The sequence below is a fragment of the Sinorhizobium sp. B11 genome (assembly GCA_039725955.1).
GTDB lineage: Bacteria > Pseudomonadota > Alphaproteobacteria > Rhizobiales > Rhizobiaceae > Rhizobium.
Genome location: CP091035.1, coordinates 142,095 through 157,517, shown reverse-complemented (window position 1 = coordinate 157,517; position 15,423 = coordinate 142,095). Strand labels below are relative to the sequence as shown.

14 protein-coding genes and 2 pseudogenes are annotated in these 15,423 nt (G+C 61.2%); 8 read left to right on the top strand and 8 right to left on the bottom strand.

From position 1 onward, the window contains the following. Positions 1-78: 78 nt before the first annotated feature. The 3 genes and pseudogenes from LVY75_33820 (at position 79) to LVY75_33810 (ending at position 2,509) form a co-directional block, all read left to right on the top strand. Positions 79-942, top strand: coding sequence for a TauD/TfdA family dioxygenase (locus LVY75_33820; GenBank protein XAZ26260.1), 864 nt, complete (start codon positions 79-81; stop codon positions 940-942). A 24-nt stretch (positions 943-966) separates the two neighbouring features. Next, on the top strand, positions 967-1,620 hold the full coding sequence (locus LVY75_33815) for an RraA family protein (GenBank protein ID XAZ26259.1): 654 nt from the start codon (positions 967-969) through the stop codon (positions 1,618-1,620). Positions 1,621-1,628: 8 nt separating this feature from the next. Beyond that, positions 1,629-2,509 (top strand): annotated as a pseudogene (locus tag LVY75_33810) (carbon-nitrogen hydrolase family protein). 66 nt (positions 2,510-2,575) lie between these two features. Here LVY75_33810 and LVY75_33805 read toward each other — a convergent pair. After that, the gene (locus LVY75_33805) at positions 2,576-2,839 is read right to left on the bottom strand and encodes a DUF982 domain-containing protein (GenBank protein ID XAZ26365.1); all 264 of its coding nucleotides are present in this window, start codon (positions 2,837-2,839) and stop codon (positions 2,576-2,578) included. A gap of 637 nt (positions 2,840-3,476) precedes the next feature. On the opposite strand from LVY75_33805, the gene LVY75_33800 reads away from it, so the two are divergent. The 3 genes from LVY75_33800 to LVY75_33790 all read left to right on the top strand — a co-directional run bounded on the left by LVY75_33800 (position 3,477) and on the right by LVY75_33790 (position 6,423). Continuing rightward, positions 3,477-4,553, top strand: a complete 1,077-nt coding sequence (locus LVY75_33800) for an ornithine cyclodeaminase (protein ID XAZ26258.1) — start codon at positions 3,477-3,479, stop codon at positions 4,551-4,553. Continuing rightward, positions 4,541-5,929, top strand: a complete 1,389-nt coding sequence (locus LVY75_33795) for an MmgE/PrpD family protein (protein ID XAZ26257.1) — start codon at positions 4,541-4,543, stop codon at positions 5,927-5,929. Before LVY75_33800 ends, LVY75_33795 begins: the two co-directional genes overlap by 13 nt. A 161-nt stretch (positions 5,930-6,090) precedes the next feature. Next, entirely contained in the window at positions 6,091-6,423 is a 333-nt protein-coding gene (locus LVY75_33790) for a hypothetical protein (GenBank protein XAZ26256.1), read from the top strand. 414 nt (positions 6,424-6,837) lie between these two features. On the opposite strand, the gene LVY75_33785 is transcribed toward LVY75_33790, so the two are convergent. Both LVY75_33785 and LVY75_33780 read right to left on the bottom strand, forming a co-directional pair. Next, a complete protein-coding gene (locus LVY75_33785) occupies positions 6,838-8,271 on the bottom strand; it encodes an amidohydrolase family protein (GenBank protein XAZ26255.1) in 1,434 nt (477 codons plus the stop codon). After that, on the bottom strand, positions 8,271-8,984 hold the full coding sequence (locus LVY75_33780) for a response regulator transcription factor (protein XAZ26254.1): 714 nt from the start codon (positions 8,982-8,984) through the stop codon (positions 8,271-8,273). The genes LVY75_33785 and LVY75_33780 overlap by 1 nt, the downstream gene beginning before the upstream one ends. A gap of 198 nt (positions 8,985-9,182) precedes the next feature. Between LVY75_33780 and LVY75_33775 the strand changes: the two genes are divergently transcribed. Further along, a complete protein-coding gene (locus LVY75_33775; protein XAZ26253.1) occupies positions 9,183-9,875 on the top strand; it encodes a response regulator transcription factor in 693 nt (230 codons plus the stop codon). Positions 9,876-10,000: 125 nt separating this feature from the next. Then, on the top strand, positions 10,001-10,699 hold the full coding sequence (locus LVY75_33770) for an autoinducer binding domain-containing protein (GenBank protein XAZ26252.1): 699 nt from the start codon (positions 10,001-10,003) through the stop codon (positions 10,697-10,699). A gap of 270 nt (positions 10,700-10,969) precedes the next feature. Here the strand turns inward: LVY75_33770 and trbI are convergent, their stop codons facing one another. The 5 genes and pseudogenes from trbI to trbL form a co-directional block, all read right to left on the bottom strand. Further along, positions 10,970-12,280: an IncP-type conjugal transfer protein TrbI gene (gene trbI / locus LVY75_33765; GenBank protein XAZ26251.1), complete on the bottom strand. Its 1,311-nt coding sequence runs from the start codon at positions 12,278-12,280 to the stop codon at positions 10,970-10,972. 10 nt (positions 12,281-12,290) lie between these two features. Continuing rightward, on the bottom strand, positions 12,291-12,713 hold the full coding sequence (locus LVY75_33760; protein XAZ26250.1) for a hypothetical protein: 423 nt from the start codon (positions 12,711-12,713) through the stop codon (positions 12,291-12,293). A gap of 1 nt (position 12,714) precedes the next feature. Further along, a complete protein-coding gene (trbG, locus tag LVY75_33755; protein XAZ26249.1) occupies positions 12,715-13,542 on the bottom strand; it encodes a P-type conjugative transfer protein TrbG in 828 nt (275 codons plus the stop codon). A gap of 14 nt (positions 13,543-13,556) precedes the next feature. After that, positions 13,557-14,217, bottom strand: a pseudogene (locus LVY75_33750) (conjugal transfer protein TrbF). A 10-nt stretch (positions 14,218-14,227) separates the two neighbouring features. Further along, complete coding sequence (trbL, locus tag LVY75_33745; protein XAZ26248.1) at positions 14,228-15,394, bottom strand: P-type conjugative transfer protein TrbL; 1,167 nt, start codon at positions 15,392-15,394, stop codon at positions 14,228-14,230. Positions 15,395-15,423 lie beyond the last annotated feature (29 nt).

The following is a 15,423-nucleotide window of genomic DNA, read 5'->3' as shown; positions in this document are numbered from 1 at the left end:
CAATGACGTTGGAGCCCCGCACTCAGCAGACGTAGCGTCATGATGACCTCGATAGAGGCCAACAGAAGGAGAATGGAAATGCTGAAGGAAAGACTGAAGGCGGTACAGGCGCAAAGCAATGTCTGCGCCGACATCGAGGGGTTCGATTTCAACGATTACAATGCGCACGATATCGAGGAAGTGCGCCACTACTGGCTCACATATGGTGTTCTGCGCTTCAAGAACACACGCGTCACCGATGCCGACCAGGTTGCCTTCTCGCGTCATTTCGGCGAGTTCGTCATTCACCCGAAACAGCTTCAGGAAGGTGGCCATCCGACCCATCCGGAAATCCTCGTCATCAGCAATGCGACGCAGGACGGCAAGCCGACCGGCGCCATGGGCAACAGCGAGGCGACCTGGCATACCGATACCTGGTTTTACGAAAGGCCACCTGCCGGGGCAATTCTTCGTGCCGTCAAGGTTCCGCCGTCGGGGGGCGACACCTATTTTCTCTCCACCTACATGGCCTACGAGACGTTGCCGGCTGCCTTGCGAAAGCTCGTCGACGGCCGGCAGATCTTCTTCCAGAACGTCTATGACAAGACCGGCAAGCTCAGGCTTGGAAAGAGCGAGCCGACGAGCAAGGATTTCCGCGAGTGGAGCGGCATGGTCCATCCGCTTGTCCGCACCCATGGCGAAACTGGCAGAAAGGCACTCTATCTCGGCGGCACCGCCGACAAGGCCTGGATAGTCGGCATGCCGCTCGAGGAGAGCGAGGCGCTGCTGACCGAGCTTTGGGATCACACCACCAATGAGCAGGAAGTCTTCGTTCAGCAGTGGGAGGAGGGCGACATCATGATGTGGGACAACCGATGCACGATGCATCGGCGCGATTCCTTCGATCCGGCGTCGATCCGCATCATGCACCGCACGACCACGTCGGGCGAACGCCCCATCTGACATCGTTTCAGGAAAGACCGTGACATGACACCCTTCTACCGGGCCCATGAACACCTGCTAAGCCTACCCCCTGATCTCCTCGACATGCTTCCGGCCGTCGAAACCGCCACGATCGGACATGTGGAGCATCTGGGCTTTGTGGGTGACAACGTCCGTCCCGTCTTTCCCTGCCGGGCTTTCGGCCCGGCCTTGACCGTCGCGGCGCCAGGCCGCGACGGCACCATCATCTACAGGGCAATCGACATGCTGAGACCGGGAGACATGCTGGTCATTTCGCGAGTCGATCGCGACGAGATTGCCTGCGTCGGCGGCGGCGTGGCGACGGCCGCCAAGGCGAAAGGCGCCAGCGGTATCGTCATCGACGGGCCCTGTACCGATATCGAGGAGATCGCCGCGCTCGGCCTGCCCGTCTGGTGCCGCGGTGTGTCGTCGCGCACGACAAACCGGACCGTCTCGGTCGGCGGCTCGATCAATGTTCCAATCGCCTGCGGGACGGCTGCAATCCTGCCAGGTTATGTGGTTCTCGCCGACAGTGAAGGCGTCTTCGCCGCCGAGGTCGAGCGCATGCGCGAACTTGCGGACCTGGCGATTGCCCGCCAGGGACGGTCGGCAATGCTGCGCAAGCACCTTGCCGCCGGCCGCTCCATCTTTTCCTTCGAGCAGGAGGACCTTGCATGAAAATCTCGATGATCCAGCTCAATGCCCGCCCCGACCGCGCCTATAATCTCGCTGAAGCTCGGCGCCTGATGCTGAAGGCCGTCCAGAAGGAAAAACCGGATCTGATCGTGCTGCCGGAACATTTCGACTGGACAGGGGGAACGGCGGCCGAAAAGACGGCGGCTGCCGATCTCGTGCCCGGCGGGCGGGCCCACCAGATGATCCAGCGCTTCGCGGCCGAACATGGGGTTGCGATCCATGCCGGCAGCATATTGGAAAGCGTGCCGGGCCATGACCGGATCTTCAATACGAGCGTCATCTTCGATGCCAATGGAAGCCAGATCGGAACATACAGGAAGGTCCATCTCTTCGACATCATCGCCCCGGATGGGAAGCGCTACGCCGAATCCGAGACGGTTGCGCCGGGCAACCAGCTGCTGATCTACGAGCTCCGCGGATTCAGGATTGCCTGCTGCATCTGCTATGATCTGCGTTTCTCGCGATTGTTCGATCGTCTGGCAGCCGAGAAAGCAGACGTCTTCATCCTGCCGGCAGCCTTCACGACACAGACCGGGAATTTCATTGGGAGGTCCTTTGCCGCGCGCGCGCCATCGAGTTCCAGGCCTTCATGGTCGCCTGCGGTCAATGCGGGTCCTATGCGACGCCCGCCGGCGAGGAACGGCACATGTTCGGGAATTCGATGATCTGCGATCCCTGGGGACAGATCCTGGTGCGAGCGCAGGACACGCCCGGCGTCTTCAGCGCCCGAATCGACCCTGACCGGTTGCGGCAGGTGCGATCTTGGATTCCCATGGAGGCGCACCGTATCGATCTCGACGTCATTCCGGTTGCAACGGTCAAGGCCGGTCCGAAGCGCGAATTGTCGGTCGCAACGCAAGACAGGTCATAGAACCGATCCGGCCGCGGTGATGCGGCTCGATCGGAACCTCTTGCGGAATAACCCGCCGGGCGCGGATCAATGGACGATCGAAAATGCTGTAATGCCCGCCTCGCCGGCGGCGCGAATGAGACGTTTGCGGAATTCGGCCGGCTCGATATCGCCGCTGATTGCGTCCGCGCAGGCCTTGACAACAGTCTTATATTCCTCGCCGTCGTCGGACGGCCAGTCTCGAAGGAGAGTGGCTGCCGCATCACCAAGGGTGCGAATGATCCTGCTGCGTCGGCGGTCTGCGAAAACCAGGCCGATGGGAGCAAACTCCGTCATCCTGTTCCAGATCATGGCTCTCTCCGAAGCGCAATTCTTCTCGAGCCGCGCCACGATCTCATCGAGGGTCATGAGACGGCTTTCAAATTGCACGGTTCTCGAATGGCGAGCCAGCAAAGGACTGGCTCACTGTGCGAGCCTCTTGAAGTTGATCTCAAGCCCTGAAGCGAGTTCGGGCAAGCGTCAGGATAGCGTAGGAACCCTCGATATCAATTCATCCAAAGGGGCTAATGTCCAACCATGTTCCCCCACCAGTGCCTGGACGGGCGAGCTTCTTGCCTCTTGGTGATGGAAGCTGGACGGTGATCGATGTCGGCGGGCAGGTCTTCACGGCGACCGGGTTTCCGATCATAGGGTCGCCCATGGCCAACTCATTTTTAAGTGCCATGATTGGGGTGCCTAAGCCGTTGCCCGCACGGGCCTAAAGGCAGTCGAAGCGACTGGCCGGCTTTCCTGTCCACGTGACGGGCGTCAGACATATCGTGTCACCTGTTTACGTCTGCGGACGCAAACGTCATCGGATTGTTTCCCGCTTGTTGCCAAACAAGCGGTCGGCAAGCCCAAACGTATCCGAATATTCACCCGCAGAAGTCGCTGGAATCCATAGACTGCGCGCTCCTGGCACCAGGGTCGAGCAGAGGAGGAGACGACGATGGATGCAACCGCCAACATAACCTATTTGAAGGCAGCCGATCTGGAGGCGGCCCAGCAGGCCCTGACGATGGAGGAAATTCATCAGGCCGTATCGCGCGCCTGGACCGAAATCCGCTCTGGCCAAGCGCGCGGCGGAAAGGCGGTGCTTTCCCTTGACGAAGAGGAGTTCTGGTCGACGCCCGACTTTGCCGCCTTCAGGGAAGAATTTGCCGACGAACGGCTCGGCTGGAAATTGTCATCCCTCTACAGCGTCAGCTCGACGCATGGCGGGGTAAAGATCATCGGAGCGAATGCCTTCAATCGACGTCTCGGTCTGCCGAGGTCGACCTCCACTTTCCTGCTTCTCGATAAATATACGTTGCGGCCCATCGCCATTCTGGACGAAACCGGCCTGTCTGCGGCACGCACCGGAACCTATGCCTCGATCGTTGCCGATCGATGCCTTGCGAAGGTCGGCATGGCCCGCGTCTTCCTGATCGGATCGGGGCCGGTCGCCCGCAGCGTCATCCGATCGCTTTCCTGCTCCTGTGGCGACAGGATCGAGCAGATCTTCATCCGCAGTCGCAGGATCGAAAATGCCCGTGCGCTCGCAATCGCTTTGGCAGAAGAGACAAGGATCCCGCTTGCCTGCGTCGAAGACAACCGGATGATGGCCAGCTGCTCGCTCGTCATTACCGCCACGAACGCGCGCCAGCCTGTCTTTGACGACGAGGAGCTGGAAAGACATGCGACCACCCTTCATCTTGGTGGCGACGAAGTCCCGAGCGCATACCTGCAGCGCTGTCTGCGGACCGGCCTCGTCGTCTGCGACGACGTTGCGACGGTCTCGCGCCGCAACTCGCAAAGCATCGCTCTTCATTTTTCGCGAAACGGCCTCTCCCTGGAGAGCATTGGCCCCTTGATCGGCATCCGCTCCTTGTCCGAGCCCAAGGAGTGGTACGAGCCTGTCGATGGCCCGACCTGCATTACCTGCGTTGGTCTTGCCGTCCTCGATCTCTTCGTTGCCGAGGCGAGTTACGAGAAATACTGCCGGATCAACGCCGATCGCGATCGGATCGCCGCATGTCTCCCCTGACCCAAATGCTCGCCAACCACGTCTTTGCCGGCCCACGAGATCATTCCGCCGATCTCGTCGGCATGGTTCGGCGCTGCGTCCTTGATCTTGTCGGCGCGGCAATTGCCGGATCCAAAACGGCAAGCGCTGTTGCCGCATGCAATATGGTTGGGCCCGTCTTCGGAGTCGGTAATGCCCGCATATGGCTCGGCGCAACAAGTGCGCCGGGCGGCGCGCTATTGTGCAACGTGATGGCGGCAACCGCGCTCGACATCGATGACGGGCATCGCGCAGCCAGGGGTCATCCCGGAGCAGCGGTCATTCCGACCGCACTTCTGCTTGCCAGCGAGCTCGGCGCCACAGGCTGCGACCTGATGAGCGCGATCATCTGCGGCTATGACGTCGGCGTCAGGATTGCAGCGGCACAGACGGCCGAGGGCATCCGGACCCGTCAGTCGGGGCGATGGGCAGCCTTTGCTTCCGCCGCAACGGCCGGGCGCCTGCTTCGGCTCGAGCCAGGCCGCCTTGCCCACGCCCTGGCGATTGCCGGCGTGCTTGCGCCAAACCAGCTTGCCAACGGCAGCTCGGGATATTCGCGGATGACCGGCAACGATGTGAAGGAAGGTATCGCCTGGGCGAGCGTTCTTGGCTTGACGGCCGCACGACTTGCCGAAAGCGGCTTCACCGGGCCGGTCGACCTTCTCGATCATGCCAACTATTATGACGGCGGCCGGATCGTCGGTTCACTCGGCCAGCGCTGGGAAATCGCCGACACCTATTTCAAACCCTACGGCTGTTGCCGCTATATCCATCCGGCATTGGACGCCTTTCGCGAAATCGCGGGCGACGATATGATCGGTGCTGATGACATCGTCGAGATCGAGGTCCAGACTTTCGCCTGGGCAATGAGACTGGCCAACCGTACCGATCCGCAGACCCTGGTCGACGTGCAATACAGCCTGCCCTATTGCATGGCGCTGATTGCGGTCGACGGCCCACAGGCGCTTGCGCCGCTCGATGAAGGCGTGTTGGGGTGCAGAGAGCTGCAGATGCTGGCGGGCAAGGTCAGGATCAGCATCGACCCTGGCCTCGACCGGTCCTTTCCCGCGCAGACGCTCGCGCGGGTGATCCTTCGCACCAGGACGCTCGAGCTTGTGTCCGACGTTCATACACCACGGGGCGAAAAGACGCGGCCCATGGACTGGAAGGCGATCTGCAACAAGTTCGAGATTGTGACGCGTCGCCGCTTGCGGCAGCAAGAACAGCGCCGCATCATCGAGGCGGTTTCGGCACTGCCCTGCGACGGTCCGGCCGCGCTGATGGCCGCACTTGAGCCCGCAAGCGCGGTTGCAGGAGAAGCGGCGAAAGCGGTGCCGGCCAACGGACGGGCCTGCTGAGGACAAGCGTCATCCTGGCCATCAGCGGGCGATACGTTGCAATCGGCGATTCTTTCCGCACTTGACGCTGGTCGTTGCGAGAACATAATGAGAACGCCGTGCAAGGTGAGCGGGCTCGTGCGGTTCTTCCTTGTCCTACGCTTCATCGCATCTAAGGGCCAATGACCAACGACCAACCCCGATACGCGTGGCGCGAAACCTGGCCGGGCGAAGGCAAGCCGGATTTCGTCGGCTATGACGGAAAGGAAATTGTGGGCCGCGTCAGGTTGGACACGACCACTGCGACCAAAACCGGCTTATGGCGCTGGAACGGCGGTTTTGCCTCCTTTGTGAGACGGAGGGTCATGCCGCAGCAGGGATGGGCGAAGACAGCGCGAGCGGCTTCACGCATGGCCGAGGAACATTACGACAGGTTGAAGGACGTGCATTCCCAGGCTCAGTCGCAAGCGAGTGATGTGCTCTCGACTCAATTTGCCAGCACGGATCGCCGATAGACACCAACCTCAGTACGAGAGCCACGCCTGGCCTGCCACTGCGGTTCGTTTGCTGGTCGGCGACAAGGCGCATCTTTCTTGCATGTGTCGTCCGGCATCCTTCCTAGCCCGGTCTTTCGACCAATCTCGACCGAACGCCGGCGTCGAAAAACGGCGGTAAATAGCCGGGAACATTTCTTCCGCATCCTGGTTGGAGGGCTGGATCGCGCGACAGTTCAATCCTGCGGCCCCGCAGAAATCGGGCGATCCAGTTCCCGTTGCACCCCTTAAATTGCCCGCTTCGGCGGGCTTTTTTCTTTGATGAGTTGAACCTCCGGCCTGCGTCCCTTTTTTTTCAAGAAAAAGATCTGCACGGGAAGGCATGCGCGAGGCGATCTGGAAATTGCATGTGCCGGAAGAGCCGAGCGCCGCTCGTCATCGCGGGCCTGGGAGCAAGTCCGGGCTCGTGCGATCCGTCTCTGGATCGGTCTCTGGCATGGAGGCGACAACGATACTGCCGTTCTTGACAACGATCCTGCCCCGGCAAATGACGTGACGGACGCGGGCGAGATTGTGGGACTGGCTGATAACGATATCGGCGCGCTTGCCGCTTGCGATCAGGCCACGGTCGCCGGCGAGCTCGGGAAAGATCATTGCGACGTTCCCCGTCGCCTTGGCGATAGCGTCGGCCGGCGTCAGGAGCTTGCGGCAAATCATCCGGTGGATCGCCTCCAGGATCGTATCCCAATCGCCGCCGCCGAAGTCGGTCGAAATCGTATCGACGAGCCCTGCATCGACGAGGCAGTCAAGATTGTCGGGGCCGTTGCGCCAGCGGGTCGAGATGCAGTCGAGTGTCGAGACGTCGATGCCCACTCCGAGGGCGCGAAGCGCGGCAGCCGTTTCCACCGCTTCGACACGCGTGAACGACGGATGATTGCTGTGGCCGGCGACCATTCTTGCCGTTGGAAACCTTCCGGCAAGTTCGATGAGCTGGGCTGCCGTCGGCACCGCATTGTGAAAGATCGCCGGCATGCCGGTGCGCGCAGCTTCCGCCGCGATTTCGCCAAGACCCTGACGAGCAAGCGCAACGGGCGTCATCACGGTCTTGCGCACGAGGCTTGTTATGCTCTCGATCGTAAAATGCCCTTCAAGCCCGTTCTCCTTCAACAGCGACGACAGTGTCACGCCGTCGGGATTGGCGTTTGGATCGAGCCAGCGTCCGAGTGCAGCCTCCTTGAGCTTTCGCGCAAGATTGGGATGGACGACGAGACCACTGGCTTTCTCGATCGCCTCCGGCAGGAACCGGTAGTCCTGGGCGCCGCCGCCGAGTGTCTGGCCGCCGCCCGCTTCACCGAGCGCCTTGGCACCACCCTCAAGCAGATGGTCGACCCTTGCGGCCAGGTGACGGGGTGAAAGCCCGCTTCCATCGGCCGCCTGCGCCGCCGCAAGGCTCGCCGGCGTATGGGCCGTGCTGATATGGACGTCGAGCGGATGGGGATGTTGCGCGATGTCATCGACGTCCTCGGCAAGGGCGAGCCCGCAAACGTTGAGAAGGGTCGTCGTCCCGGATAGAAGATGGCGGTTTTTCTGATAGTCGATTTGCTGACGGTCGAAGGAGGCCGATCCGCTCGGCATCGTCGGGCCACAGACGCAGCCATGGGCGTGGGCATTGATAACGCCTGGTAGAACCGTACATCCTGCAGCATCGATCAGCGCGTAGTCTTCTGACAGCGACGGCCTCTCCGTCTGGACGACAGCCTCGATACGGCCCTCGGCAAGAAGCACGCTTGCCCGTTCGAGCGAGGTGACACCATCACCGTTGATGACGCGCGCTGCATTGATGATGGCGATCGGACGGATATTGCTCATCAGTCTAGCCCTTCTCTAATGCTTGCCGCTTCAAGGCCATAGCCAATGCCGCGAACCGTCCGGACGATGTCCGTCTTCATGACCGGGCCCAGCGCCTTGCGCAGTCTGGCGATATGGACATTGACTGTTTTCGGATCGACGAAGACCCCATGCGGCCAGGCAAGGCGAGCAAGCTCTTCACGGCGGAAGACGCGGCCCGGCTCGCTCATCATCCGGTGCAAGAGGGCAAATTCGATGGGACCCACATGGACGTCACGCGCGTCATGGATGATGCGATGGGCGCGGGCATCGATGCTCAATCCATCATGGTGAAGCACCTCCGGTCGCTCCTGCTGCGGCATCAGGCGCGCCTCGGTGCCGAGAAGACGGTTTAGCGCACGCAGATAGCGATCGGGCGCTACCGGTCGCATGAAGGCCTCGTCGACGCCCGCTTTCAAGAAGGCTTCAAAGCGGTGTTCGGCCTCGACCGGAACAAGCGTGACAATACGGACATGGTCTGTCGCCGCATCCTCCTTCAGCGCTCTGCACAAGTCGATTGCAAACGCGCTCCTGCCATCGACGATGAGCCCGACGGGCATCCTGTCCCTTATCGCCGCAGACGTTTCCGCGGGGCTCATGGCAAGGTCGGTGGCAAAGCCTTCTGCCGCCAGAATATGTCGAAGCGACAGCGAGTAGTCGGCATCAAGCGAACTTATGACCACAGTGGGTTTCACGACGCAACCACGAGAAATCGACATGCTCTCGAGTTCGACAACTCATGGCTGCAGGATGGCACGGAGAGCGTGGGACTGCAAAGGCAATGATATTAAATTTCGTTTCCTGATGGGTGCGGGCTCCCCTTCCCGCACCGGGAGGAACATCCTCCCAGATCTGTGACTTGAAGCGGTGGTCCTGTGTGTTTTTCTCCAACGATGGAAACACATGAACCAGCCATTCTGGTCATTACCGATGACGCCACGCTCGCCAAGCCGATCGTCGATGCGCTGGAGGTTGCAAACCTTCAAAGCAGGGTGGTGCAAACCGCTCTTGCCGCGCATCAGGTCAGCACCGATCACGGCTTTCTTATCCTCGCCACTGCGACTGGCGATCTGAGCGTCGAGCTCTATCGAGACATCCGCAAATCGAGCGCGATGCCGATTATCCTCCTTGCCCCAGATGATCGGCAGCTCGCCGGGCGCGATACCGGTGCAGACCATTGCCTGCCAAGCAGTGCCAATCCTCACCAGCTGATGGCCGAGGTTCGCGCCTTCTTGCGCAAACTGGAGCGCGGCGAGCGGCAAAGACTGCGCGTGCTGACCTTCGAAGGCTGGCGCGTTGATACCCATCGCCGCGCCGTCACGGCACCCGACGGATCGAGGGTTAGCCTGCTCGCTGCCGAATTCGATCTCCTGGTCGCCTTCTGCCGGAGCCCCGGGACTGTACTCTCTCGCCGGGTGCTGCTGGAGGCAACCCATATCGGTCTTGGCAGGCCGCTCGAACGCAGCGTCGATGTCCACGTCTGCCGGCTTCGCCGCAAGCTCGCGGAGGCCGGCGACGGGGGCGACCTGATCCAGACCGTGCGTCTTGGCGGCTATGTCCTCGTTTCGCCAATCAACCCTGAATAAGTAAGGGTTCCAATTTGCTTCTCATAGGTGTTTACTTCGGGGCCGCATGGATATGTCTGTTGGGATTTCAGCTTCGGTCGCCGACCTCGCTTGAACGTCGCGGCCGTTTAAGGGAGCGATGTGTCTTGAAGAAGAGACTGGATCATCTGATTGATGTCTTGAGCCTTTCGTCCGATGAACAATCAATACGGCTGGCCTTGTTGACATTTACCCAGCAATGCGGCTTCGAGAAGTTCGCCTATGTCAACCTGCGCTACGGCGATACGGAAGCCTTTTCCAACTATCCGCAGGAATGGCAGGAGATCTATCTCGCCAACGACTACCAGCGGATTGATCCGGTCGTCACGGCAGCCAGGCGCGCCCTGAAGCCCTTCTACTGGTCAGCCCCGCCCCTGCGCCCCGAGCCCCCGACGGAAGAGCGCGAATTTTATACACATGCCAGTCGGTACGGGATCGTCTCCGGCCTTTCCATCCCGATACGCATCGGCTTCGGTCGAACCGCCATTCTGACGCTCGCCTCGCACCTGCCCGCGTTCAAAGGGGAGGGAATGATCGACGACATACAGGCGATTACGGCCACGACACTCGTCCATGCCAAATTGAAGGGCCGAAGCGTCATGGCCAGGCCACGGGTCCAGTTGTCGGGACGGGAGAAGGAATGCCTCAACTGGGCCGCACTCGGTAAAACCATACCGGTGACGGCTGACATCCTGGGCATCAACCACCATACCGTTCGCTATTACCTCGCCAAGGCGAGGCGGAAGCTGCGTGCCAACAATACGGTGAACGCAGTCTATCTGGCGGCGCGCCATGGATTGATCTGAACCATTGGCCGCGGTCTTCAAGGCAGCGTGAGGCCGGCCAAGGGTATCGCGCCGAAACCTCAGCTGAATGTTGCGTTCCCCGGCGAACGCCTGGCAGACACCTTATCATTCGGCCAGTCGGCAGAAGCCGATATCAGCGACCTTCTCGCGTTGGTCTGAGTAGAAAGCCGCCAGCCGTTTGCGATCGCCTCGCAGTGCTTTTCGTTTATGAGGTTTGGCTGGACGCTATTCATCTCGAAGACGAACTAGAGGTCAGAGCTGGACATCGTGTCATCTGCTCACCCCTCCGTCGCGCTCGACATAGGCTCCGGGGAAGATGATGTCCTGGTCGACCAGGACATTGAACCTGTAGCCGGGGCGAATTTCGAGGGTTGGCTGCACGTTGAGGTTCCTGTCGATCGTCCGCTCCGCCACGCGTCCGAAGCTTTCGGCAAAATTACGCCTTGCCGCGTCCGAGGCTGTGTCCTGGGTCGCTCTGGTCGAGCTTTCCGGCATGGCGGCATCGATGCCGGTGCCGATAAGAGCGATGAGAGCTGCCGCGGTGAACGTGCGGATGGTGTGATTGTTGACGCGGTCGCGAAAGCCGCCATAGCCCTCCGGATCCGAACCGGCCATCCCGCCAATCTGCAGCGTCTGGCCGTTTGGAAAGATCAGATCGGTCCAGACGACTAGCACGCGTGCCTGGCCAAAGGCGACCTTCGAATCATAACGCCCGAAAAGCTTGGCCCCTTGGGGGATCAAGAGCCGGTAGCCGGTCTTACTGTCGTAGACGTTCTGGCTGACCTGAGCGCTGATGCGTCCGGGAAGGTCGGAATTGATGCCCGAGATCAAGGTTGCCGGTATGACCGAACCGCGTTTGAGTTCGAATTGCGATATCTGCGGTACGACCCTGTTCGGCAGATAGCCGAGCTCCTTAATGTCCTTGTTGAAGAAATCCTCCTTCAAGACCTGCCCGTTCGGGTCGACGTTCTGTCCGAGGGACCCGGCATGCAGCGCGGCCTGATAAAGATCGAGCGGCCCTGTCTTCGCGCCTTCGCCTGGCGGGACAGAAATATCGGCTGGCGCGTCACGGGCCTTGGCCTGACTGATGTCGACCTGAAGTGGCGAATCCAATGCGGCGTCGGCAGCTTGCAGGCGCGCCATCCTGCGGCGCTGCAGTTCACGCAGATACCGTTCGCGCTCTTCTCTGGCGAGCCGGGTTTCGAAATCGACCTCCGGCAGCGCCTGCGCAGGGTGGGCAAGGCTTGGCTGCTCGGGAGGCCGGCTGGACAAGGTTTCGCGCGCCGGTTTCGGGTCGGGGGAGGCCTTCGGCTCGAACGGACCGACTGGCTGAGCCTCACCGATGATGCCGTCCTCAATGCCACGCTTCAGCTGGTCGCCATAGGTCGATGCCGGAGGACCGGCGCCCGTGACCGGCTCGGATTGCCTGAAGAGAAATCCGCGCCCGGAGAGACCGAAAATGATCACCGCAGAAAACAGGACCAGCAGGCCGATCGCGATCAGGATCGGCAACCTGTTGAGACGACGCATGGTCTGCGCCTGCTCGCTGTGCGGGCTTCCAAGTTGCAGCGACTGGGCCATGCAAGGCCTCCTATTGCAGCATTATGACGGAGAGCGGGCTTGCCGGCATGGCCTGAGACCCTGAGACGACATAGAGCCGGGCAAGCCGCAGCCGCGGCGTTGAAAGACTTGCGAGAAGCTCTGATCCCGATCGATCAAGACGATAGGCAAGCGCGATTGCCTGTGGCTGCGTGCTGCTTGCGATCTGATAGCCCGATGTCTTGAGAGATGTTACGAGCGCAATGGCAAAATCAGTCGTCTCGTCTTCGAGCTTCAGCGGGCCGGACGATCGGGGAAGCTGTTCGCTCAGGCGGCTCGCCATGTCGCTCGCGATCAAGGCGGCGACATCGGCCGGCACCGATGCAGGTGGCGCGTCGGCCGTGCCTCCCACGGTCGACGTCTGGCAACCGCAGAGGCAGGCGCAATAAAGCACGAGAAGAACATGGCGGCCCATCTCAGCTGCTCCGGCGGATCGTGATCTTCTGGCGTCGCCACCCGACACCCGAGACGAGAATGGCGCGATCGACATTGTAGTCGACCACCATCATGTTCCTCGTCATGCGATAGTTGACGATACGGTTCCTGCCCCCCGACACGATGAAGAGGACGGGTGCATCCTCGCCGGCAACGGAGCGCGGAAACTGGATGTAGGTTTTCAGGCCGTCCGAATAGACGCGTGTCGGCTTCCAGGCAGCGCTGCCGCTTACCGAATAGGAAAAGTCTAGCTGGTCGGCAGGCGTTGCCGTGCCGGGCGTTCCCCTGACGTCAAGGCGCGCGTTTGCCTCGGCGAGTTTTTCGGTGACGTCCTGCGAATAATAAAATCCGACGCGGGCCATGTAGCGGCTCGAATGGGACTTCAGCTGAACATGATAGGTTCGCCTGGACGTCGTCACCACCATCGATGTCGACAGGCCGGGTTCTGCCGGTTTGACAACCAGATGGATTGCCTGGCCACCGACTGGCCCCGAGGTTGCCGGCTCGACCTTCCATCTGACCGTGTCGCCGACTAGCACGTCGCGCACCACTTCTCCAGCCTCGAGCTCGATGTCGCACACCTGCAGAGGCGAGCAGACGACAAAGGGCTGGCTTTGGCCGTAAAGGAAGATGACCTTTCCGTCGGCCCCCCTGGTGAAGAGGCCGGAGCCGTCGCGCCATTGCGAAGACAGGCGCGTCGCCTTCGTCTCTTTGTTGCTCATCGACTGGGCCGGCGCGATCGTTGTGGAGGCGAGCGATGCAAGCATCGCGCAGCAACCGGCGACCGCTCGATATGTCACGTGTCCCATGGCGTGTCCTCGTTCTATAGCTGTGCGGTCCAGTCGAGATCCTTGAGATAAAGCCCGATCGGATTGAGCCTGATCGTTGCCTCATCCTGGGGGGCAGTGATCGTGACCGTGGCGATCGCGCGAAAAACGCCGCGAGCCGGTTTCCTTTCCGCGCCGGTCGCGTTCAAACTCCGTCCAGTCGATCTGGTAGGACTGGTTCGACAGCGCGACGATATTGTTCACCTCGACGGCTACGGTGGCAGCCTTCGCCTTCTCGAAAGGGGAATTGCTGCGAAACCAGGCATTGACTTTCTCGGTCGACGGATCGGCGGTGCGCAGCAGCGCATAGGTCCGGTCGATATATTGCTTTTGAACGACCGCGTCGGGTGTGACCGAACGAAAGCTGGTGACGAAACTACCGAGCGTGGCGCGCACGACCCGGGGGTCGGCATATTCGATATGTTCGGGAAAGCCCGCCGAAACCGGTGTGCCCAATCTGTCGACCTCGACAATATAGGGAACAAGCTTGACCTGCGTGCTCAGGAACAAGGCGTAGCCTACCCCGACGATTGCAAGAAGAAGCGCAAGCATCGCGACGATGCGCCAGGCGGCTGCCGCCCGCACATATGATCCATACCGCTCATTCCACTCGTTGCGCGCGGCGAGGTAAGGATTTTCCGCAGAGCCTGACGTCATGGCGAAATCCTCAATTCGATTGGCCCGACCGGGGCGACGACGAAGACGGCCAGCCCGCCCCTGGCCTTGCCTGGTCCAGTTTGGCATTGGCCAGACCAAGCAGGGAACTTGCATGTGAGCCAGGGGCTCCGATTGCCTTGTCCTTCATGGCCGAAGCCGTGGCAGACCCGGCAGCGCCTATACCTTCCGTCAGGCCGCGCATGGCGGCTTCGCTCATCGATGCGCCTTGGCCCCGTGCGGACCGGGCCGCCTCTGCCCCCTTTACAGCGCCGCCGATCGCCAGGAATAAGGCGCCCATGCCGAAGGAGGCAGCCTGGCCGCCGTGATGCATCACCTCCATTCCGCTTCCGACCGAGACGCCCTGGATGACGCCCTGGATGATGTTCGGCACATAGATGGCGATGACGAAGACAACGACGGCAATGCCGGCTATGGCAAGCAGCGTCTGGAACTGCTCACCGATCTCCGGACTGCCGGCAAGCCCGATCAGCACCTCCGATCCGATGCGGGCGATCATCACCAGCGCCATCAGCTTCATGCCGACGCTGAAGGCGTAGACCAGATAACGGATGGCGAAATCCTTGGTGAAGGATGACCCGCCGAGCCCGAGCATGATCATGCCGGCCAGTAGCCCGATATACATCTCCGCCATGATCGCCACGAAAATCGCCGCGACGAGCGAAAAGGCGATGACGACGACGATCATCGCGAAGGCGGCCGCCATCGCCCACACATTGTCCTCGAAGAGGCCAAAGCGGATCTTTTCCGCCATCTTGGCTGCGACAGCGAGCCCTGCATTAAAGATATCGGCCGGCGAAGCATCGCCGCCCGACGCGCCGATCTGGAAGAGACTGTCGACAACGGCTCTGGCAAAAGCCGGCCCCTGATCGAGAAGGAGCGCGAAAAAGCCGACGAACATGATGCGCCGCACGAGCTCTGCGAACCATTCCTGCAGCGACGGCGCCTGCAGCGCGAGCCAGATCGCCGCAAGGCCGATCTCGATCGAGGCGAGGATCCAGAAGAGCGATCGCGCCGCGTTCAGGACCGTCTGCTCCCAACCCTGCGCCGCCCTGGCGATCTCGTCCTGCAAGGTGGTGATCAGGACGCCTTCCTGGGCATGAGCCGGAACGACGAGAAGAACCAAGACCACCATTGCGGCAACGCCAGGCCGCGTCATGGCAGACGTTCCGAAAGAAGACGGGCGGT